Source organism: Xenorhabdus szentirmaii DSM 16338 (genome assembly GCF_002632585.1).
In the GTDB taxonomy this organism is placed as follows: Bacteria; Pseudomonadota; Gammaproteobacteria; order Enterobacterales; family Enterobacteriaceae; genus Xenorhabdus; species Xenorhabdus szentirmaii.
In genome coordinates this window covers 1,497,751-1,520,551 of record NZ_NIBV01000002.1, presented here as the reverse complement: position 1 = coordinate 1,520,551, position 22,801 = coordinate 1,497,751, and the positions used below count along the sequence as shown (strand labels likewise).

8 protein-coding genes are annotated in these 22,801 nt (G+C 44.5%); 5 read left to right on the top strand and 3 right to left on the bottom strand.

Going from position 1 to position 22,801, the window contains the following annotated elements:
* Positions 1–314: 314 nt before the first annotated feature.
* From pntA to Xsze_RS16660, 5 genes are all read left to right on the top strand, one after another.
* Positions 315–1,847 (top strand): Re/Si-specific NAD(P)(+) transhydrogenase subunit alpha, encoded by a 1,533-nt coding sequence (pntA, locus tag Xsze_RS16680; protein WP_038235876.1) that lies wholly within the window; start codon positions 315–317, stop codon positions 1,845–1,847.
* Between the two features lie 10 nt (positions 1,848–1,857).
* Positions 1,858–3,261, top strand: a complete 1,404-nt coding sequence (pntB, locus tag Xsze_RS16675) for a Re/Si-specific NAD(P)(+) transhydrogenase subunit beta (protein WP_038235873.1) — start codon at positions 1,858–1,860, stop codon at positions 3,259–3,261.
* Positions 3,262–3,811: 550 nt separating this feature from the next.
* Positions 3,812–8,518 (top strand): non-ribosomal peptide synthetase, encoded by a 4,707-nt coding sequence (locus Xsze_RS16670; protein ID WP_038235871.1) that lies wholly within the window; start codon positions 3,812–3,814, stop codon positions 8,516–8,518.
* Positions 8,515–13,218 (top strand): non-ribosomal peptide synthetase, encoded by a 4,704-nt coding sequence (locus tag Xsze_RS16665; protein ID WP_084616174.1) that lies wholly within the window; start codon positions 8,515–8,517, stop codon positions 13,216–13,218. Before Xsze_RS16670 ends, Xsze_RS16665 begins: the two co-directional genes overlap by 4 nt.
* Positions 13,215–19,244, top strand: coding sequence for a non-ribosomal peptide synthetase (locus tag Xsze_RS16660; RefSeq protein WP_038235869.1), 6,030 nt, complete (start codon positions 13,215–13,217; stop codon positions 19,242–19,244). The genes Xsze_RS16665 and Xsze_RS16660 overlap by 4 nt, the downstream gene beginning before the upstream one ends.
* Before the next feature lie 128 nt (positions 19,245–19,372).
* Here Xsze_RS16660 and Xsze_RS16655 read toward each other — a convergent pair whose 3' ends face one another.
* From Xsze_RS16655 to Xsze_RS16645, 3 genes are all read right to left on the bottom strand, one after another.
* A complete protein-coding gene (locus tag Xsze_RS16655) occupies positions 19,373–20,233 on the bottom strand; it encodes a helix-turn-helix domain-containing protein (protein ID WP_051462326.1) in 861 nt (286 codons plus the stop codon).
* A 113-nt stretch (positions 20,234–20,346) separates the two neighbouring features.
* Complete coding sequence (locus tag Xsze_RS16650; RefSeq protein ID WP_244431766.1) at positions 20,347–21,018, bottom strand: substrate binding domain-containing protein; 672 nt, start codon at positions 21,016–21,018, stop codon at positions 20,347–20,349.
* A 251-nt stretch (positions 21,019–21,269) separates the two neighbouring features.
* A complete protein-coding gene (locus Xsze_RS16645; protein WP_038235867.1) occupies positions 21,270–22,784 on the bottom strand; it encodes an NAD(P)/FAD-dependent oxidoreductase in 1,515 nt (504 codons plus the stop codon).
* Positions 22,785–22,801: the final 17 nt, after the last annotated feature.

Sequence of the window (22,801 nt, the reverse complement as noted above, 5' to 3'; positions counted from 1 at the left end):
TATTTTAAGCGCTAATTATCACAATAAGTTGTGCTTCCTCAATAAACGATTGTCATGTCTTGGTATAAGTTGTTGCGAATTTAATAAACATATTTGTAATAAATATAGTGAGTTATACGAGATGAAGTATCATTTACATTAAATCGTTATTTTGTTTTTCTGGCCTCAAATATAGTAACTAACTAATATTATTTCAAATTTTCACTATTTTATTGATAGGTTTTGTTGATTGAAGCAATAAAGTCAATCTAGTCGTTAAATAAGCTTCAGCAGGTAATAATCAGTAATATTTCATTCTCATAGAAGGAAACATTATGCATATTGGTGTACCAAAAGAGCGACTTCTCAATGAAGCACGCGTCGCTGCCACGCCATCAACCGTAGAACAATTACGTAAATTGGGATTCAGCGTCATCGTTGAGACGGGAGCGGGGCAACTTGCCAGTTTTGATGATATTGCTTATCAAAAAGCCGGGGCGGAGGTTGCTGAACATCATCAAGTTTGGCAATCAGATATTATTCTTAAAGTGAATGCTCCTGAAGACAGTGAAATTGCCTTGATGAAAGAAGGGGCCACATTAATCAGCTTTATCTGGCCAGCCCAAAATCCGGAATTAATGGCGAAGTTGTCCGAACGTAAGATTACGGTTATGGCCATGGATTCTGTCCCACGAATTTCCCGTGCACAATCCTTGGATGCCCTGAGTTCAATGGCAAATATCGCGGGTTACCGTGCTATCGTCGAAGCTGCTCATGAATTTGGCCGTTTTTTCACTGGGCAGATCACCGCAGCAGGTAAAGTACCACCAGCTAAGGTCATGATCATCGGAGCTGGTGTTGCCGGTTTAGCCGCAATTGGTGCTGCGGGTAGCCTCGGTGCAATTGTTCGTGCTTTTGATACTCGTCCGGAAGTGAAAGAACAAGTACAGAGTATGGGCGCTGAATTTCTGGAATTGAATTTCAAAGAAGATGCCGGTAGCGGTGATGGCTACGCAAAAGTCATGTCGGAAGCCTTTATCAAAGCAGAAATGGAATTGTTTGCTGCTCAGGCGAAAGAAGTCGATATCATCGTGACGACGGCATTGATACCGGGAAAGCCAGCACCAAAACTTATCACCAAAGCAATGGTTGATTCTATGAAACCCGGCAGTGTCATCGTTGATCTGGCAGCCCAAAATGGTGGCAATTGCGAGTATACGCAAGCGAACCAACTTTTCATGACAGAAAATGGTGTCAAAATTATTGGTTACACTGATTTGCCCAGCCGTTTGCCTACCCAATCATCACAGCTCTACGGAACCAATCTGGTTAATTTGCTGAAGTTACTGTGTAAAGAGAAAAACGGAGAGATCACCATTGATTTTGATGATGTTGTTGTCCGTGGTGTAACCGTAATCAAAGAGGGCGAAATAACTTGGCCCGCGCCGCCAATCCAAGTTTCCGCACAACCGGCGGCCAAACCTGCATCGCTGAAGAAAGAGAATAAACCGGCAGAAAAACCAAAATCTCCATGGCTGAAATATGGGGTACTTGCCTTGGCCATCATTTTATATGGATGGTTGGCACATGTTGCACCACCGGAATTTTTATCTCATTTCACCGTGTTTGCTCTGTCGTGCATCGTGGGTTATTACGTTGTCTGGAATGTAACTCATTCATTGCATACACCATTAATGTCAGTCACCAACGCCATTTCAGGGATTATAGTCGTTGGGGCTGTATTGCAAATTGGCGAGGGGGGATGGGTAAGTTTCTTTTCATTTATTGCCATCTTGATTGCCAGCATCAATATTTTTGGTGGCTTTATGGTCACTCAACGTATGCTGAAAATGTTTCGTAAAGGGTAAGGGGTAATTTATGTCGAACGGAATAGTGACAGCGGCGTACATTGTTGCCGCCATTTTATTCATTTTCAGTCTTGCTGGGCTTTCACGTCATGAAAGCTCAAAACGAGGCAATATTTTTGGCATCATTGGTATGGCAATTGCGTTGATTGCCACTATCTTGGGACCTGACTCTGGTAAGGTTGGCTGGATCATTCTGGCTATGGTTATCGGCGCGGTCATTGGTATCCGGCTTGCTAAAAAAGTGGAAATGACACAGATGCCGGAATTAGTTGCCATTCTCCATAGTTTTGTCGGGTTAGCGGCAGTTTTGGTTGGGGTCAACAGCTTCATTACACATGATGTCTTCGTCACGCCTATTATGGAAAACATCCATCTGACGGAAGTTTTCCTTGGCGTATTTATTGGGGCTGTGACATTTACCGGTTCAGTGGTGGCATTTGGTAAGTTACGCGGGAAAATATCGTCCAAGCCATTAATGTTGCCTCATCGGCATAAACTGAATCTGGCCGCGTTGATCATCTCCTTTATATTAATGGCCACATTCATAAGAACAGGAAGTGTTGGCTTACAAACTTTCACTTTACTGGTTATGACAATCATTGCACTTGCTTTTGGCTGGCACTTGGTTGCTTCCATCGGTGGTGCTGATATGCCGGTCGTTATTTCGATGCTGAATTCATATTCAGGTTGGGCAGCGGCAGCGGCTGGTTTCATGCTAAGCAACAATTTGTTGATCGTCACCGGGGCTTTAGTCGGTTCTTCGGGGGCAATACTGTCTTATATTATGTGCAAGGCGATGAACCGTTCTTTCATCAGCGTTATTGCCGGTGGTTTTGGCTCTGATGGTGTTGCAACGGATGGTGTTGCAACGGATAGTGAACAAGAAATGGGTGATTATCGTGAGACAACAGCAGAAGAGGTCGCTGAACTGCTGAAAAATGCCACATCAGTGATCATCACTCCGGGCTATGGTATGGCTGTCGCACAAGCACAGTATCCGGTTCATGACATTACTGCAAAATTGCGGGAGAAGGGCGTCAATGTACGTTTCGGAATTCATCCCGTTGCAGGACGCTTACCGGGGCATATGAACGTATTGCTCGCTGAAGCCAAAGTACCTTACGACATCGTTTTGGAAATGGATGAAATTAATGATGACTTTGCTGAAACAGACGTTGTATTGGTGATCGGCGCTAATGACACAGTAAACCCTGCGGCTCAAGAAGACCCTTCCAGCCCTATTGCCGGAATGCCGGTGCTGGAAGTTTGGAAAGCCCAAAATGTGATTGTTTTTAAACGTTCTATGAATACGGGTTATGCTGGAGTACAAAACCCCTTATTCTTTAAAGAAAATACCCAAATGTTATTTGGTGATGCTAAAGATAGTGTAGCCGCAATTCTTCGAGCTTTATAATTTAGTCATCTTATTTAAAATAGCATCATTTAAATTAATTAGAGTTTTATGTTATTACATAAAACTCTTTCTTATTTCATAAGATGAAATAATAATAAATTATATTTTGGGTTCGAATAAAAGCATCCACCTTTAATTGTTTTTGATATACAAATAAAAAAGCAAATGACGGCTCCTGACAAGACTATGATAGTATGATTGTTAATTATTTTAACTTATATTTAACATTGTATTTATGACTGTAATTACTCATTGTGCTTCAATGGAAGCCTATTTAAAAGTAAAACCCCCACCTTATTTTTTATTTCAGGAACCATTCCTCAGACAATGTGTGCATAAAATATAAATGTGATATTTCCCTGTATCAAATTATAAAGATTATAAATATATATTATCCAATACCTCACGCCTGTATTAAAACATTCATATTTTTCTCCTCCATAAAAGTAAGGGCTTTAAGATGTTTTATAGCTGTTAATTACAAAACAAGAACTTACTTCCACACTGAGGAAAAACAACACAAAAACCATTGAAAGGTGAAAAGTATCATATGAAAAATGCTGCTCAAATTGTCAATGAGGCTTTAAATCAAGGGATTACGCTATTTGTTGTTGATAACCAATTACAGTATGAAACCAACCGAGACAGTATACCGTCAGAATTGTTCAATGAATGGAAAAATTATAAGCAAGAATTGACCGACTTTCTCAGTCAGATGGATTCAACGGAAGAAGCTCAAATACACCAAACACAAAAAATTCAGCGCAATGCGGGCGCTGCGGATTATCCACTCTCATTTGCCCAGCAGCGCTTATGGTTCATTGACCAATTAACCGAAGGCAGCGCGCAATACAACTGTGTAGAAGACTTTAGACTACGGGAATCACTTAACATTCAGGCGATTGAGGCAGCAGTGAGAACGGTCCTTGAACGCCATGAAGCCTTGCGCACCCATTTTAAAACGATTGATAATGAACCTCGGCAAGTCATCGCAACGACCTACGATTTACCCATTAACTATTATGATTTGTCAGCATTTCCAGAAGCAGCAAAAAAAGAGCAAATAAAACAATTGACAGAGGAAGAAGAGAATCAAATATTTAAACTCGATACAGATTTGATGTTGCGAATGAGAGTAATAAAACTGGCTGAAAAAGATTATGCCATTATCTATAACGTCCACCATATTGCTTGTGATAGCTGGTCACAGGAGATATTTCTTAAAGAACTTCTCACCTTATATCGGGTTTATTGTCACGATGGAAAAAATCCGCTGCCAGCGTTAAAAATCCAATATGCCGATTATGCACAATGGCAGCGGGATTGGCTGCAAGGCAAGGTTCTGGAAAAACAACTGACTTACTGGGAAAAGCAATTATCCGGTATTTCACCGATTCATCATTTTCCGCTGGATAATTCCCGCCCGGAAAAACAAGGTCTAGAAGGGCATATTCATACACAACGAATCCCGATGTATCTTACCCAAAAAGTCAGAGCGTTGTGTACCCAGCATGAAGTGACATTATTTATGTTCTTGGAAACAGCCTTTGCCGTATTACTCAGTCGTTACAGTGGTGAAAAAGATATTCTGGTAGGAACGGCGCTGGCAGGCAGAACACACCATGACGTAGAACCTCTGATTGGTTTTTTTGTTAATTCCTTGGTGATCAGAACCGATTTGTCGGGAAAATTAACGTTCAGTGAACTATTGAAACAAAACAGCCGCAACATTTTGGATGCTTACGCCCATCAAGATATCCCCTTTCAAACTTTAGTAGAAAAAATCAGTCCGGAACGAAACTTAAATTATAACCCCATATTCCAAATAGTGTTTACCTTAGAAAATACCCAGCAAGATACTATGCTGGAACAGAATAAACATATTGAAATAAAAAAACGTCCGTTTTGGAAAGCGCGCTTTGATTTGGAAGTTCATATTTACGAAAAAGACAACGAATTATATTTGGAATGGATTTCAGACGCCAGTCTGTTTAATAGAAATACTATTGATAGATTAATGGTCAATTACGAAACATTACTTTCCAATATAGTCGAGGTAATGAAATACAGTGCGGGACATTATGCCGTAAATAAAGAACCTTCCGTTCACGAAATACCGCTCTTGTCTGACTCTGAGAGACAAATTTTATTACATCATCGGAATGGGCCGAGGAAGCAGAATCATGATGGGCTTTGTTTCCATGAATTGTTTGAAAAGCAAGTGAGTTTACATCCCGGAAAAATGGCGTTGGTTTTTGGTGACAGCACGCTAAGCTATCAAGCATTGAATCAGCAAGCCAATCAGGTCGCCCACTATTTACTTGAACAAGGCATCAAACCCGATGCATTGGTCGCTCTTTGCATTCCCCGTTCTTTACAAGTCATCGTCGCGCTATTGGGGATTCTTAAAGCGGGCGGCGCTTATGTTCCGTTAGATCCCAGCTATCCAAGGGCGCGCCTCCAATACATGCTGGAGCACAGTCAGGTTGAGATTATTCTGACTGAAACACACCTGTTAGAAAAACTACCGATTGATCAGCAAAAAGTCGTTTGCCTGGATAGTGATGAAATCAAAGCACAGTTACAACACAAACCAACTGAGAACATCACCGAACGCCCATTCCCGTTGACTGAAAACCATTTGGCCTATGTGATTTACACTTCTGGCTCTACAGGCAAACCCAAAGGCGCGATGCTGGAACATAAAGGCTGGGTTAATCTGGCATATGCGCAGGCGGCTTTATTTGGGGCAGGTTCACATATTCGCGGATTACAATTTGCCTCTTGGAGCTTTGATGCGGCCATTCTGGAATTGTCCATGACATTGGCTTACGGGGCAACTCTGTACCTTCTTTCGGAAAATCAACGCCGCTCCCCTGAATTACTGAATGATATCGTTGAAAAACACCAGATTACCCATGCGGTTTTACCGCCTGCATTACTGCCTCATTTGGATTTCAATCAATGGCGCAGTGTTTCAACGCTCATGTTGGCTGGAGAGGCGGTGCCACCGTACATGGCTGCACAGTGGTCACAAGAGCGACAACTGTTCAACGTCTATGGCCCGACAGAGTGCACCTCCATTATTACCAGCGGGTTATTGACGGCAGATAAGCGGGTAACAATTGGCAAACCGCTGCCGAATGCCGTGATGCGTATTATGGATTCTGATGGTCATTTAGTTCCCCTTGGTGCGGTGGGCGAATTGCATATCGGGGGCATTCAATTGGCACGTGGTTACCGGAACGCGCCAGAACTGACAGAGAAACAGTTTATTCGCGACCCATTCAGTGATGATCAGAACGACAGGCTGTATCGCACCGGTGATTTAGTACGCTGGACGCCTGAGGGTGAATTGGAATTTATTGGCCGCATTGATTCGCAGATCAAAATTCGCAGCCACCGGATAGAGTTGGGAGAAATCGAATCCGTTCTGTCCGGACAAGCGATTTTAAGCAGTGCCGCGGTGATCACGCATGGTGACGGTGAAGACAAAAAGCTGATTGCCTATGTTTGCCCTAACACCGAGTGGCTGGCAGAAAAAGCAACTACCTTTAATGCCAGTTACATGGAAAGCTGGGCAAAATTCTTTGATGAGCAATATCGGCAAACCACGGCGGAAAACATTATCACTGATAAACATGACGGTGATTTTGGCGTCTGGTTGAACAGTTATACCCATCAACCGCTTCCGCTTGAGCAGATGGAAGAGTGGCGGGCGGGGATCATGCAACACATTGAAGTCCAGCATCCGCGCCGTTTACTGGAAATCGGTTGTGGTACGGGCTTGCTGCTATATCGCTATGCCGAACAGTGTGAATCGGTATTGGCAACCGATATTTCGGCAGAGGTTCTGGCGCGACACCCACCTATCCTGCAACAGCGGGGTTGGTCACATATCCAATTGCGGCATGGGGATGCACTTAATTCAGGAGCTTTAATACCTGCAGCTTTCGATACGGTGGTCATTAACTCAGTGGTTCAATATTTCCCCAACGTGCAATATCTGGACAACGTGATTGCCCAATTACTGCCGGCAGTTGAAGCAGGGGGAAAAATTCTGCTGGGAGATATTCGTAACTTAGATCTGCTGACGGCCCATATCACAGCCATAGAGCAAAGTCACGCTGATGGACAGCGCATTGATGTGGGAACGTTGGCAAACCGTGTTCAACGGCGGCTACAGCAGGAAAAAGAGTTCCTGCTCAGTCCGACTTACTTTGCGCAACTGCCGGACCGTTATCCCGAGATTGGCCGCGTGGATATTCTGGTGAAGCGGGGCATCGGCGACAATGAAATGCTGCGCTATCGTTATGACGTTATCTTACATAAACAAGCTAAAGATGCAGAACCCTATCAGGCCCCGCCTGTCACTTGGTTTGATTTCAATGCAATTGGTTTTAAGACAACCGAAGAAATTTACAGCCTGTTGCAAGCCGGAACGTTCGATACCTTTGGTATTTCAGCCATACCTAACGCCCGTATCAAAGATGATGTTGAAGTGGCAGAAGGATTGCGCCATTGGCCAGCCAATCAAATACTCCATCCGCCAGAATATGCCGGAAAATTTTCTCTTCAGGCCGCCAAACAGGTTCAAGCGCTGGAGTCCTTGTTTCAATATGCAGAGCAGTGCGGCTATCAATGCGGTTTGACATGGTCACAACAACAACCCGATCTACTGGATGTGATTTTCAGCCGCAGCGCATTGCCCCAGATACAGGCGCGAACTGATTACAGCCAAACCCATTTGGCGAACTACCCGCAACTTTCATCGATTGGCGGTGAGCTTTCAGAACACCTCGAATCCGCCCTGAAAAAGCAACTTCCGGAATACATGGTGCCCAGTCTCTATATCACACTGGAGCGCATGCCGCTTTCCCTGAACAATAAAATTGATAAAAAAGCACTTCCGACCCCAATAGACAGCGATTTGCGTCAACAGGCGTATATCGCACCAGAAAATGAAATTGAAATTGAAATACAAATTAGCCAGTTATGGCAGGACTTGCTGAAAGTTCATCAGGTGGGGCTTCGCGACAACTTTTTTACACTAGGCGGGCATTCACTTCAGGCAATACGTTTGATCAGTTTAATACGCAATGCATTATGCATTGAAATTCCATTGAAAAGCATTTTTGAAAATCCAACGCTGGAAAAATTTTCACAGATTGTCACGGTTCATCTTATTCAGACAAGAAGAAAACATCTCCAGACAGAGCAAGGGAAAACACAAACATTATTTAGAGGGGATATATGAAAAACGCAGCCCAGATCGTCAATGAAGCATTAAATCAAGGAATTACACTGTTTGTTGCAGATAACCGCTTACAGTATGAGGCTCAGTATGACACGATACCGCCGGAGTTGCTCAACAAGTGGAAAACTCATAAGCAAGAATTGATTGAATTTCTAACCTCAATTGATGCGGAAGCTGATACTGAAAATCATTTATTGCAGGATATTCCCCGTGACGGTCGCTCCGCACATTATCCACTCTCATTTGCCCAACAGCGTTTGTGGTTGATTGATCAGCTTAATGGCTGTAGCCCACAATACAACGGCACCGGAGATTTCAGATTAAAGGAATCAATCAATATTGAGGCATTCGAAGCGGCAGTGAAAAGCCTGCTTGAACGCCACGAAGCCTTGCGCACCCATTTTAAAGTCATTGATAACGAACCGCGGCAGATAATTGCGACGAGCTATAATCTGCCCATGGCCTATCATGATTTATCATCACTTCCGGAAGCCGAAAAAGAACACCAATTAAAACACATTAATAAAGAAGAGGAAGATCAACTTTTTAACCTCAGTACCGATTTGATGCTGCGTATCCGGGTCATTAAACTGGCAGAAAATGACCATGTCATTATTTATACCATGCATCACATCGCCTATGATGGCTGGTCAATTCCGATTTTCCTCAGTGAACTTCTTACTTTATACCGCGCTTACTGCCAAGGTGAGTATAATCCGTTACCTCCGTTAAAAATCCAGTATGCCGATTATGCCCAATGGCAGCGTAACTGGCTGCAAGGTGAGGTTCTGGAAAAACAACTGGCGTATTGGCAAAACCAGTTAGCCGGCATTCCTCCTTTGCATCGTTTCCCGCTGGATAATCCTCGTCCGGAAAAACAAGGTTTCGAAGGACATATTCTTACACAACGTATCCCGATACATCTTACCCAAAAAATCAGGGAACTGTGCATCAAGCACGAAGTGACATTATTTATGTTCCTGGAAACGGCCTTTGCCGTCTTGCTCAGCCGTTACAGCGGTGAAAAAGATGTTGTGGTCGGCATGCCGATAGCGGGCCGGAGGCACCGGGACATAGAACCTTTGATCGGTTTTTTCGTCAATTCGCTGGTTATCCGGACTGACTTATCAAAACAGATCACGTTCAGTGAATTGTTGAAGCAAAACAGCCGTACCATTCTGGAGGCTTATGACCATCAAGATTTGCCTTTCGAAAGGTTGGTAGAAACACTCAGTCCGGAGCGGCATTTAAATCATAATCCTATTTTTCAGATAATCTTCGCCGTACAGAACAACCAAAAAGACACGACGCTGGAACAAGACACGATTGTTCCAGATAGAGAAAAATCCTTCATCACGACCCGATTTGACTTGGAAGTTCATGTTTATGAAGAGGGGAATGAATTATCCATTTTATGGATTGCGGACACCTGCCTGTTTAACCGCGACACGATTGGCCGGTTATTCACCAATTACGAAACATTGCTGACCAGCATTGTTGAGGCGATGAGCCTCAATGCAAGCAATAAAGAGCCATCCATTGATAAGCTTTCAATCTTGAATGATGTGGAAAAACACACATTATTGCGTGAATTAAATGGGCCTCAAACCCAGTACCCGCGCGGCCTGTGTTTCCATGAACTGTTTGAAAAGCAAGTTGCACTCACGCCTGAAAAAACCGCGTTGATATTGGGTGAAAGCTCGCTCAGTTATAGCGAGTTGAATGAACGAGCCAACCAATTGGCGCATTACCTGATGGAACAGGGTATTCAGCCCGATACCTTGGTGGCAATTTGTCTTCCCCGAACGATGGAAACAGTGATTACACTGCTGGGAATTTTAAAAGCCGGTGGTGCTTATGTTCCGTTGGATATCAGCTATCCGAAAGCGCGCCTTCAATACATGCTGGAGCACAGTGGTGCCGAACTGATCCTGACAGAAACGAACTTGGCCGATCAATTGCCACTCAACCAGCAGAAATTCATCTGTTTGGACAGCACCGATATACAGTCAAAGCTGAAAGATTTACCCATTGAAAATATAACCAAACGTCCATTCCCGTTGACTGAAAATCATCTGGCCTACGTCATTTACACCTCTGGCTCCACAGGCAAACCCAAAGGCGCCATGCTGGAACATAAAGGCTGGGTTAATCTGGCACATGCGCAGGCGGATTTGTATGGCGCTGATGCCCACAGCCGTGTGTTGCAATTTGCGTCATGGAGTTTTGACGCCGCCATTCTGGAAATGGCCATGACATTGGCGTACGGGGCAACACTGTACCTTATTTCTGAAAACCAGCGCCGCTCCCCTGAATTACTGAATGATATCGTTGAAAAACACCAGATTACCCATGCGGTACTGCCACCTGCATTACTGCCTCATTTGGATTTCAACCAATGGCGCAGTGTTTCAACGTTGTTATTAGCCGGGGAAGCAGTGCCTCCCTATATTGCTGCACAATGGTCGCAAGACCGGAGGCTGTTCAACGTCTACGGCCCGACAGAGTGCACCTCCATTATTACCAACGGATTATTGACAGCAGATAAGCGGGTGACGATCGGTAAACCACTGCCGAATGCAGTAATGTGTATCATCGGCTCTGATGGCAATTTAGTTCCTCTGGGCGCGGTAGGTGAATTGCATATCGGTGGCATTCAATTGGCACGTGGTTACCGGAACGCGCCAGAACTGACAGAGAAACAGTTTATTCGCGACCCATTCAGTGATGATCCGAGCGACAGGTTGTATCGCACCGGTGATTTGGTGCGTTGGACGCCTGACGGTGAACTGGAATTTATTGGCCGCGTTGATTCACAAGTCAAAATTCGCAGCCACCGAATAGAGTTGGGAGAAATCGAGTCCGTTCTGTCCGGACAAGCGATCTTAAGCAGTGCAGCGGTGATCACAGATGGCGACGGTGAAGATAAAAAACTGATTGCCTATGTTTGCCCAAGCTCTAAATGGTTGGCTGAGAAAGCGGCTGAATTTAATGCCGATTACGTGGACAGTTGGACAAAAATCTTTGATGAGCAATATCGGCAAACAACGGCTGCAAACATTATCGTCGATAAGCATGACGTTGACAGTGATTTTGGCGGTTGGGTAAACAGTTATACCCGCCAGCCGATCCCGCTTGAGCAGATGGAAGAATGGCGGTCAGGCACCATGCAACGCATTGAAACCCTGCATCCGCGGCGTTTACTGGAAATCGGTTGTGGTACGGGCTTGTTGTTATATCGCTATGCTGAACAGTGTGAATCAGTATTGGCAACCGATATTTCGGCAGAAGTTCTGGCACGACACCAGCAAATTTTGCAACAGCGGGGTTGGTCCCATGTTCAGTTGCAACAAGGGGATGCCCTGAGTTTGGGGGTAAACACGAACGATACTTTCGATACGGTGGTCATTAACTCCGTGGTTCAATATTTCCCCAATGTGCAATATCTGGACAACGTGATTGCCCAGTTACTGCCGATCGTTGAGGCAGGCGGAAGCATTCTGTTGGGGGATATCCGTAACTTAGATTTACTGACGGCCCATATGACAGCCATAGAGCAGAGCCACTGTAATGGGCAACGAATCGACGCGGGAACACTGGCAAACCGTGTCCAGAGAAGGTTGCAACAAGAAGAAGAGTTCCTGCTCAGTCCAACTTATTTTGCCCAACTGCCAACACGTTATCCGGAGATTGAGCGAGTCGATATTCTGGTTAAACGGGGCATCGGTGACAATGAAATGCTGCGCTATCGCTATGACGTCATATTGCATAAAAAAGCTGTCAGCAATCAGCAAGAGGAAAGCACAAACAGTGCGGGATCTTCTGCCCATGCGCCTTTCACTTGGCGAGACTTTGTTTCCCTCGAAAATTTACGCGATATGCTACAACGGAAAGAGCAAATATTGGCTGTTTCCGGTATTCCCAATGCCCGTATTAAAGATGATGTTGAATTGTCTGAAGGATTGCGCCATTGGCCAGCCAATCAATTCATTTATTCATCGGAGCAAGCGGGCAGTTTTTCCCCACATTCAGCGGAACAGGTTCAATCGTTTGAACTGTTGCTCCAATATGCAGAACAGTGCGGTTATCAATGTGGCATAACATGGTCACAACAACAGCCCGATTTACTGGATGTGATTTTCAGCCGCGGTGCATTGCCCCAGATACAGGCGCGAGCTGATTACAACCAAACCCATTTGGCAAACTACCCGCAAATCTCATCAATTAGCGGTGAACTTTCAGAACACCTTGAAGCGGCCCTGAAAAAGCAATTACCGGAATATATGGTGCCCAGCCTCTATATCACACTGGAACGCATGCCGCTTTCCCTGAACAATAAAATTGATAAAAAAGCGCTGCCTATTCCTAACGAGGACGATCTGCGACGTCAGACCTATATCGCCCCAAGAGATGAAATAGAAAAGAAACTTTGTGAGTTATGGCAAAACTTACTGAAAGTTCGCCAGATTGGAGTCTATGACAATTTCTTCACTTTGGGCGGACATTCACTTCAGGCAACACGCCTTATCAGCTCAATACGCAATGAACTCAATGTCGAAATTCCATTGAAGAGTATTTTCGAAAATCCAACGCTGGAAAAATTATCACAAATTGTCACGATTCATCTTATTCAGACAAGAAGAAAACATCTCCAGACAGAGCAAGGGAAAACACAAACATTATTGAGAGGGGATATATGAAAAACATCGCCCAGATCGTCAATGAAGCGTTAAGGCAAGGAATTACGCTGTTTGTTGCAGATAACCGCTTACAATATGAGACTCAGAATGACACGATACCGCCGGAGTTGCTCAGCGAATGGAAAGAGCATAAGCAAGAATTGATTGAATTCCTGAATTACGCTAACTCAGCGGAAAAAGCGAATACATATCAATTGCAAGACATCCAGCGTGATGAGCATGCAAGTGATTATCCACTCTCATTTGCCCAACAGCGCTTGTGGCTGATTGATCAGGCTAACGGCAGCAGCCCACAATACAATGGTACCGGGGATTTGAGATTAAGGGAATCAATCAACATTGAGGCATTCGAAGCGGCAGTAAAAAGTTTGCTTGAACGCCATGAAGCCTTGCGCACCCATTTTAAAGTTATTGGCAACGAACCGCGGCAGGTGATTGCGGCGGCCTTTGAACTGCCCATGCTCTATCATGATTTATCATCACTTCCGGAAGCCGAAAAAGAACGCCAATTAAAACACATTAATAAAGAAGAAGGGCGTCAGGTTTTTAACCTCAGTACCGATTTAATGCTGCGTATCCGGGTCATTAAACTGGCCGCAGAAGATTATGCCATCATCTATACGATGCACCACATCGCCTACGATGGCTGGTCTATTCCGATTTTCCTCAGTGAACTTCTTACTTTATACCGGGCTTACTGTCAGGGGGAGCCTAATCCGCTGCCTCCGTTAAAAATTCAATATGCCGATTATGCCCAATGGCAACGGAATTGGCTGCAAGGTGAGGTTCTGGAAAAACAACTGGCGTATTGGCAAAACCAGTTAGCCGGCATTCCTCCTGTACATTGTTTTCCGCTGGATAATCCCCGCCCGGAAAAACAAGGTTTTGAAGGACGAGTTTACCCGCAACAGATTTCGCAGCATCTGACTCAAAAAATCCGGGAACTGTGTACCAAACATAAAGTGACATTATTTATGTTTTTGGAAACGGCCTTTGCCGTCTTGCTCAGCCATTACAGCGATGAAAAAGATATCGTGGTCGGCATGCCGATAGCGGGCCGGAGGCACCGAGACATAGAACCCCTGATCGGCTTTTTCGTCAATTCGCTGGTTATCCGGACTGATTTATCAGGGCAACTCACTTTCAGTGAATTATTGAAGCAAAATAGACGTACTATTCTGGATGCCTATGACCATCAAGATTTGCCTTTTGAAAAGTTGGTGGAAACACTCAGTCCGGAGCGGCATTTAAATCATAACCCCATTTTCCAGATAATTTTCTCTGTACAAAACAATCAATTCGATATCATTTGGGAACAGGAAAACGCTGTTTCTGGAGAAGAAAAGCCGTTGCTCACGACCCGGTTTGATTTGGAAGTGCTTGTTTATGAAAGAGGAGATGAGTTAACGATTTTATGGATTGCAGACACTAACCTGTTTAACGATGCTACCATTGACCGCTTACTCGACAATTACGAAACCCTGCTGACCAGCATTGTTGAAACGATGGGTGAAAATTCGGTTAATGTCGAGCCACCCGCCCATGCTCTTCCATTTTTAGTTGATGCTGAAAAACACACATTATTGCGTGAATTAAATGGGCTTCAAATTCAGTACCCGCGCGGCCTGTGTTTCCATGAATTGTTTGAAAAACAAGTTGCGCTCACGCCTGAAAAAAACGCATTGGTTTTTGGCGAAAGCTCGCTCAGTTATAGAGAACTGAATGCACAAGCCAACCAATTGGCACATTACCTTATGGAACAGGGTATTCAGCCGGACACCTTGGTGGCGATTTGCCTCCCGCGCTCATTGCAGGCCGTTGTTGTCCTGCTGGGAATTTTAAAAGCCGGTGGCGCTTATGTGCCACTGGATGTCAGTTATCCAAAAGAGCGCCTCCGGTATATGCGGGAGAACAGCGGGGCAGAATTGATCCTGACTGAAACATCATTGGTTGAAAAATTACCTGTCAGTCAACAAAAAGTCATTTGCCTTGATACCACCGACATACAGTCAAAGCTGAAAAATTTATCTACCGATAATATTACTGACCGTCCATTTTCATTGACTGAAAATCATCTGGCTTATGTTGTCTACACATCGGGTTCGACAGGCAGGCCGAAGGGCGCGATGCTGGAACACAAAGGCTGGGTTAATCTGGCACATGCGCAGGCGGATTTGTATGGCGCTGATGCCAATAGCCGTGTCTTGCAATTTGCGTCATGGAGCTTTGATGCAGCCATTCTGGAAATGGCTATGACATTGGCGTACGGGGCAACGCTGTACCTTCTTTCTGAAAACCAGCGCCGTTCCCCTGAATTACTGAATGATATTGTTGAAAAACACCAAATTACCCATGCGATATTGCCACCAGCGTTGTTGCCCCATTTGGCTTTCAATCAATGGCGCAGCGTTTCAACGTTGTTATTAGCCGGGGAAGCGGTGCCGCCCTATATTGCTGCACAGTGGTCACAAGAGCGCCAACTGTTCAACGTCTACGGCCCGACAGAATGTACTTCCATTATTACCAGCGGATTATTGACGGCAGATAAGCGGGTGACGATCGGCAAACCGTTGCCAAATGCCGTGATGCGCATTATGGATTCCGATGGCAATCTAGTCCCTCTGGGCGCAGTGGGGGAATTGCATATCGGCGGTGTCCAATTGGGGCGCGGTTACCGGAACGCGCCAGAACTGACGGAAAAACAATTTATCCGTGACCCATTTAGCGCTGATCCGGCCGCCAGACTTTATCGTACCGGTGATTTGGTGCGCTGGACGCCTGACGGTGAGCTGGAATTCATTGGCCGCATTGACTCGCAGGTCAAAATTCGCAGTTACCGAATAGAGTTGGGGGAAATCGAATCTGTCTTGGCAGAACAGAACATTTTAAGCAGTGCCGCGGTGATCACACATGGCGACGGTGAAGATAAAAAACTGATTGCCTATGTTTGCCCAAGCACAGACTGGTTGGCTAAGAAAGCCACCGAATTTAATGCCGATTACATGAAGGGTTGGACAGAAATCTTTGATGAACAATATCGGCAAAGAACCAACAAAAATCCTGTTGCCGATCAGGATGATGCTGACAGTGATTTTGGCGGTCGGGTAAACAGTTATACCGATAAGCCCATTCCGCTTGAGCAAATGGAAGAGTGGCGGGCGGGTACCGTTCAGCGAATCAATGATCTGCATCCGCGTCGTTTACTGGAAATCGGTTGTGGCACGGGCTTGCTATTATATCGCTATGCTGAACAGTGTGAATCGGTATTGGCAACCGATATTTCGGCAGAAGTTCTGGCGCGGCACCAGCAAACCTTGCAACAGCGGGGTTGGTCCCATGTCCAATTGTATCAGGGGGATGCCCTGAATTTAGGGGGGGGCGCGAACGATACTTTCGATACGGTAGTCATTAACTCGGTGGTTCAATATTTCCCCAACGTACAATATCTGGACAAAGTGATTGCCCAATTATTGCCGGTCGTTGAAGCAGGGGGAAACATTTTGTTGGGGGATATCCGCAATTTAGATCTGCTGACAGCCCACATGACAGCCCTAGAACAAAGCCGTTGCAATGGGCAGCGCATCGACGCAGGAACACTGGCAAATCGTGTCCATAGGCGGTTACAGCAAGAAGAAGAATTCCTGCTCAGCCCGACTTACTTTACCCAACTGCCAACACGTTATCCGGAAATTGACCGCGTGGATATTCTGGTTAAACGGGGCATCGGCGACAATGAAATGCTGCGTTATCGTTATGAAGTCATCTTACATAAACGCGATGAAACTGCGGCGATATGCCACGAACAGTCTGTGGTCTGGTTCAATTTCAATACGATTGATAAAATTAACAGTCAGTTGGAAGCAGGAACATACGATACGTTCGGTGTCTCGGGTATTCCCAACGCCCGTATTAAAGATGATGTTGAAGTGGCAGAAGGGTTGCGCCATTGGCCAGCGAGCCAAATCATCTCGTCATTGACAAATGATGGTAGTTTGACATCAGAAGCGATGGCGCAAATTTCGGCGTTCGAATCCTTGCTCCAATATGCTGAACAGTGCGGTTATCAATGCGGCGTGACATGGTCACAACAGCAATTTGACCTGCTGGATGTGATTTTCAGCCGCCATGAATTGCCTCCCGTGCAGGCTCGCCATGAATATAGCCAAACCCATCTGGCTAATTATCCGAAAATCTCTGCCATTGGTGGAGAGCTTCCCAAATTACTGGAAGCGGCCCTAAAAAAACAATTGCCTGAATACATGATCCCCAGCCTTTATATCCCAATGGAACGCATGCCACTTTCATTGAGCAATAAAATAGATAAAAAAGCGCTGCCGGTGCCAAATGATGGTGACGTACACCACCAAACTTATGTCGCACCACGGGATGAAATGGAGGAAAAACTCTGTCAATTGTGGCAAAAACACCTGAAAATCAACCAAGTTGGTATTTATGATAATTTCTTCGCACTCGGTGGTCATTCACTCTTGGCGGTGAAAATAACGACCTCTATAAAAAATGATTTATGCAACAACTTCAGCATGAATAATATGTTTGCGAACCCAACCATTGCCCAGATTGCCAATCTGATCCGCAGCATTCAAGAGCAAGGCATATCCACATTATCGCCAACATCACATTCGCCAACAGAAAATGTATCCGATAGGAGAAATATAACGGATAAAAGAATACCGATTTCTTACTATCAAAAAATGTTCTGGTCTTTGACCAAAGAAGGTCTGTTGGATGATGCTTTCAGTATTCCACTCTTCTTTTTGCTGGAGGGGGAACTGAATAAAAGGGCATTGGAAAAAAGTTTGTCTGTGATTATAGAACGACATGAAAGTTTACGATTACGATTTTACGAAGAAGATGGACAAGTTTTCATCACGCCCAATAACAATATGAAAGTCAATTTACAAATCATCGATTTGTTGCCAAAAGGATTAGAAAAAGAACACATTGCCACTGAAATTAACAAGCTCTGGAAAACAGAATTAAAGACACCTTTTGATATATTCATTGGCCCATTATTCAAGACATTTTTATTGCCGATGTCAGAAACACGCTCAGTTTTGTTCATTAACATTCATCACATTATTTCCGATGGGTGGTCTATCAATATTCTTATGAATGAACTGAAGACATTGTATACGGCATACTCACAGGAACAAAAAATTACTCTTCCGCCTCTTTCAATGCAATACTCTGATTTTGCGTATGATTCACATGAACGTCATAAGACTGAAAAATATCAAAATCAACTAAAATTCTGGCGGCAACAATTTGCTGATATTAATACGGATGGGCGTAGCTTCCCTGTTCCTTTCAGCAAGCATATGGATACAAAGAATCAATTTAAAGTCATCAATATTAATACGCCTGAATCACTGGATAAGGCCGTTTCACAATACTGCGGAACCCATAAAATCACCCCTTACATGCTATATATGGCGTTGTTCCACGCTTGTCTCTTTATGTATTCTGGTGAATCGCAACATGTTATCACCTCACCACAGGCAGATCGTTCCCATATCGATAGCCATCAGATCATGGGCTTGTTCTTGGATGACCTGATTGTGAAATCCACTATCAGCAAAGAGATGAGCCTTCATGACATCATTCTGCAAGTCAGCCAGTTTATTTATAATTCGCTGGAGAATTCAGATATTCACATGGCTGCGGTGATTGATGACGTAGGAGAAAAGACCAGGGATTGTATATTTAATGTTATTTTTAATTATATGGATGCCCAGAATTTCTACAACTACGCGGATAGCCCAGAAAGCAGCAAAATATCGTTACCCAATCTCGATATGGAAATGATAAAAGTTGATCCGGTGCCTTTTCAGTCATTGGGGATAAATTTCGTCAATGCATCGCAGAATATCATATGTGAACTAAGCTATAACCCAGAACTGTACACTGACGAGATTGCCAATAAACTTGCGAAGTATTATGAAAAGTTGCTGGAAGCTATCGTATCTGATCAAAATAGAGTGAGTATCAGTAGATTTTATGAATAACTTCATTTAAGAAAAAATCAATTTAATTAATAAGCGAGAATAGGGCCTCATGGAGGAGGCCAATTATCGTCAATCGCTATCAGTTCCATGAGGCTTCTGAAATCTGGCGAAATACACCAGCAATAAAATTATACAACGGGGATTAAATATTCATAATCCCAATACGTATCCTGAGCATGATTTGATACATTAAAGTCACGTATGATTTTTATATCAGGATCTGGGCGTAACACATAAGAAGAACCAAGGAGCAAACACTCATAGATCTGCTGTACTCGCTTGCTGAACTCATTGTTTTTTCCATACCATTTAAAAACCAGGTAGTTACCCTTAACATTAACTTTTGATGTTTGAATATAACCGGATGCATTGTGCCCAAGTTGAATGCGAACAGCAAAATTACCTGTATTTTTTGAAGGTTCATGGTTAATGATGACATAGGTATCTATTGGCCCATGGATGTTTTTCTCTAATAGTTTATATAGGTTATTATTTGCATCATCATAGAATTGGTTGCTATTTGAGTCCTCTTCAATGATGGAATAACCTGCATCACTATGGATGAAAATATCATAACCTTCTATTTTTTTCAGGGTAGGCTCAGGGATGTTGAATGTTGCTGAGGTAAAAGGCGGAAATAGCCGATTTAACTCTAAGTTTTCGGTTTTTCTCCAAATCCCCGGAGTGACGCTGAAATGCGATTTGAATGAACGTGAAAATGATTGTTGCGACTCAAATTGATAACGCATTGCAATTTCATAAGCTTTTTGCCCAGAAAACCATAACGCTACCGCGGTCTTGTATAGTCGACGTTTGAGTATATAACGTCCCAGAGATTCGCCGGTTATCTCTTTAAATATGCGTTGCAAATGCCACTTACTATACCCTGATCGCTCAGCAACAGTATCTATATTGAGTCGATTATCAAGATTATTTTCAATCCAGGAAATAAGCTCATAGATAATGGTTTTAGTGGTAATCACAGACATATCTTTCCTCATCAATTGGCTGGTTATATATCTTTAAGCGGACTTTATCAGTATCAATGCAAATTAGCTTGAATAAATGAGTTTGATATTATGCTTAAATGATATCTTCACTATCAGGGATACTTCCAATAAGGTGGTGAACCAAATTTTTCCAGAAAAAAATCAATAACAGCGCGTGTATTCAGGGACGGATATTGATTTCCAGGATAAAGCATATATATCGACTGGTCGGGTACACCTGTTGAAACCTCAAAATCCGTCATTAATTCAATCACTTTCTTTTGCTTTAGGGATGCGCTTATCTGCCAGTCGGGAAACAAAATAATTCCCGCGCCATCTTCAGTTGCAAGGGTCAGCATTTCTGCGTTATTTGAAACTATTTTGGGTTCCGGTAACAGCTGAACTTTTTTTCCGCCTCGTGTAAATGACCAATATTGTGGCCCCATAGCACCTTTGTAAGCCAAAATATGATGTTTACTTAAATCTTCCGGCCTTGTGGGAGCACCGTATTTTTCCACATATTCCGGGCTGGCAACCAAATGGTGAATTTGCTTGGAGATGAACCGCCCATGAAAAGCAGAACGGGCAGCAGCCGGAAGAGCGGCGGCTAAAGCCAGAGGTAAACGTGGTGGCCGCCCACGACCCCACATTGAGAAATGTGAAAACGCCAGAACTTTGTACGAAAATTCAGCTAAAGCGGCCGCAGAAGTTTGTGAACAGACCGGCGTTGGAAGACGAACCTTTTTTCTTATCTTTTGCAATGCAGGAAAGAGAGCAGCGAACAAGCTAAAGCAGAGTCGTACTGAAAATGTGATTTTAATCTAAAAAACATTGAGGCCTCGTTACTCGTCATTTTCGAGAGTTCTTCCGCCGGACCCGTGATAGGGCGGGGAACAAGTCACCAAAAGAATTCCGGAATATAACGGCTTCAATGACGCCGAACGAGGCTAAGTTAGTTTAGCTAACCCCAGACAGCACTAGTACTAGGCCAATTTATCTTAATAGTCGGGCAATGTGTACAAGATCGACATATTCATCAGAACGAGACCACCTCCGCAGGATTAAACAGACTCTTCAGGCTAAGAGCGCCCTTAACCAGTGGAATTGCCACCGGACCGAGGTATTTACCTAGCGGGATTTCATCATGCTCGATGCGGGTAAGCATGGTAAAGTCGTCATTGCGGCCGGTTATATCATCGCTTATTGCCTTACCGATACGCACTGTTTGTGCCACACCATGACCACTCCAGCCATGAACCAGATAGCGTGGAATCTGGCCGTCACTCTTGCGGGCATCAATAGCGCCATTAAGGGTAATGTCGCTGATACCGCTCCAAGAGTATTCAAGCTCAGGATTGTGCAGTTGCGGAAAGACTGTGCGGATACGTTCGAGCAGGTAGTTGTTCACATCACGCGGTGACCATGAATTACCAGTACCCTGGCCGCCGAATAACAGTCGATTGCCACGCACCGCTCGGTAGTAATCAATCTGTAACTGAGTGTCGTAAACCGGTAGATCCGCCGGCAGCAACTCGTGAACCGGAAGTGGGGGAGTAACAGCTACGTAAGTGTAAAATGGCACAGTAGTATTTCCATTGGATAAAAACTCCTCAGTTGCATAATGCACCGCCAATACGACAGCTTCGCGTGCCTTGACGGTACCAAAGTCAGTCACTACAACTGTACCTTGAGGTGTGTCCTGAATGGTTTTGACTGCCGTGCCGTCATAGATACGGCCACCCGATTGACAAAAACCATAGGCCATACCGCGCAGTAATGCCAATGGATGAACTTGCCCGCCAATGCTATCGATGGTTGCACCGTGGTAAATATCCGATTTCACCATTTCCTGTAGCTCATGTGACCCAATGATGCGTAAGGCAGAATCTCCGAGTTGCCGTCGGGCATCAGCGTTTTTGACCAAAACCCCCATGTGTCCCGGATGCACAGCAGCGGTAATGTGTCCACGTTTTCGGTCGCAGGTAAAATCATAACGCGCGGCGAGTTCGTCGACGAGCTCCATTGCTTCAACCGAGGCAAAGCGCCACAGACGGTTGGCCTCATCAGGCGATAGGTTATCTGCCATCGTTTCAGCTTCCCAGCGCGCTAACCCAGGCGTAATCTGCCCGCCATTGCGCCCAGAAGCACCTGAACCAATATTGTCTTTCTCGATGAGTACTACATCCCGACCAGATTCCGCTAAATGTAATGCAGCAGAAACACCCAACAAGCCACCACCGATGACAACCACATCGCAAGTCTGATCACCCGGCAATTTTCCAAAGCTAGGCCACTCGGTCAAGGTGGCCTCATACCAGTTCATCGGCATGGGGCCAGAATGAGCCGCATTCTTGTGCCAGTTCCAAATCCGTGAATCGATGCCCAAGCGGGTTGGTGCCATCCGTGCGTCTGATAGCAGTTCCGGCTTGATGGCTGCCGCAGAAATTCCGGGCACATCGGCAAGTAACTTTGTAGGCAGTAAGGAAGTCAGTAGTGATACACCCGACAGTGCTGCTGTACTGGTAATGAAATCTCTTCTGTTCATTGACATGGTTATCTTCCAATCGG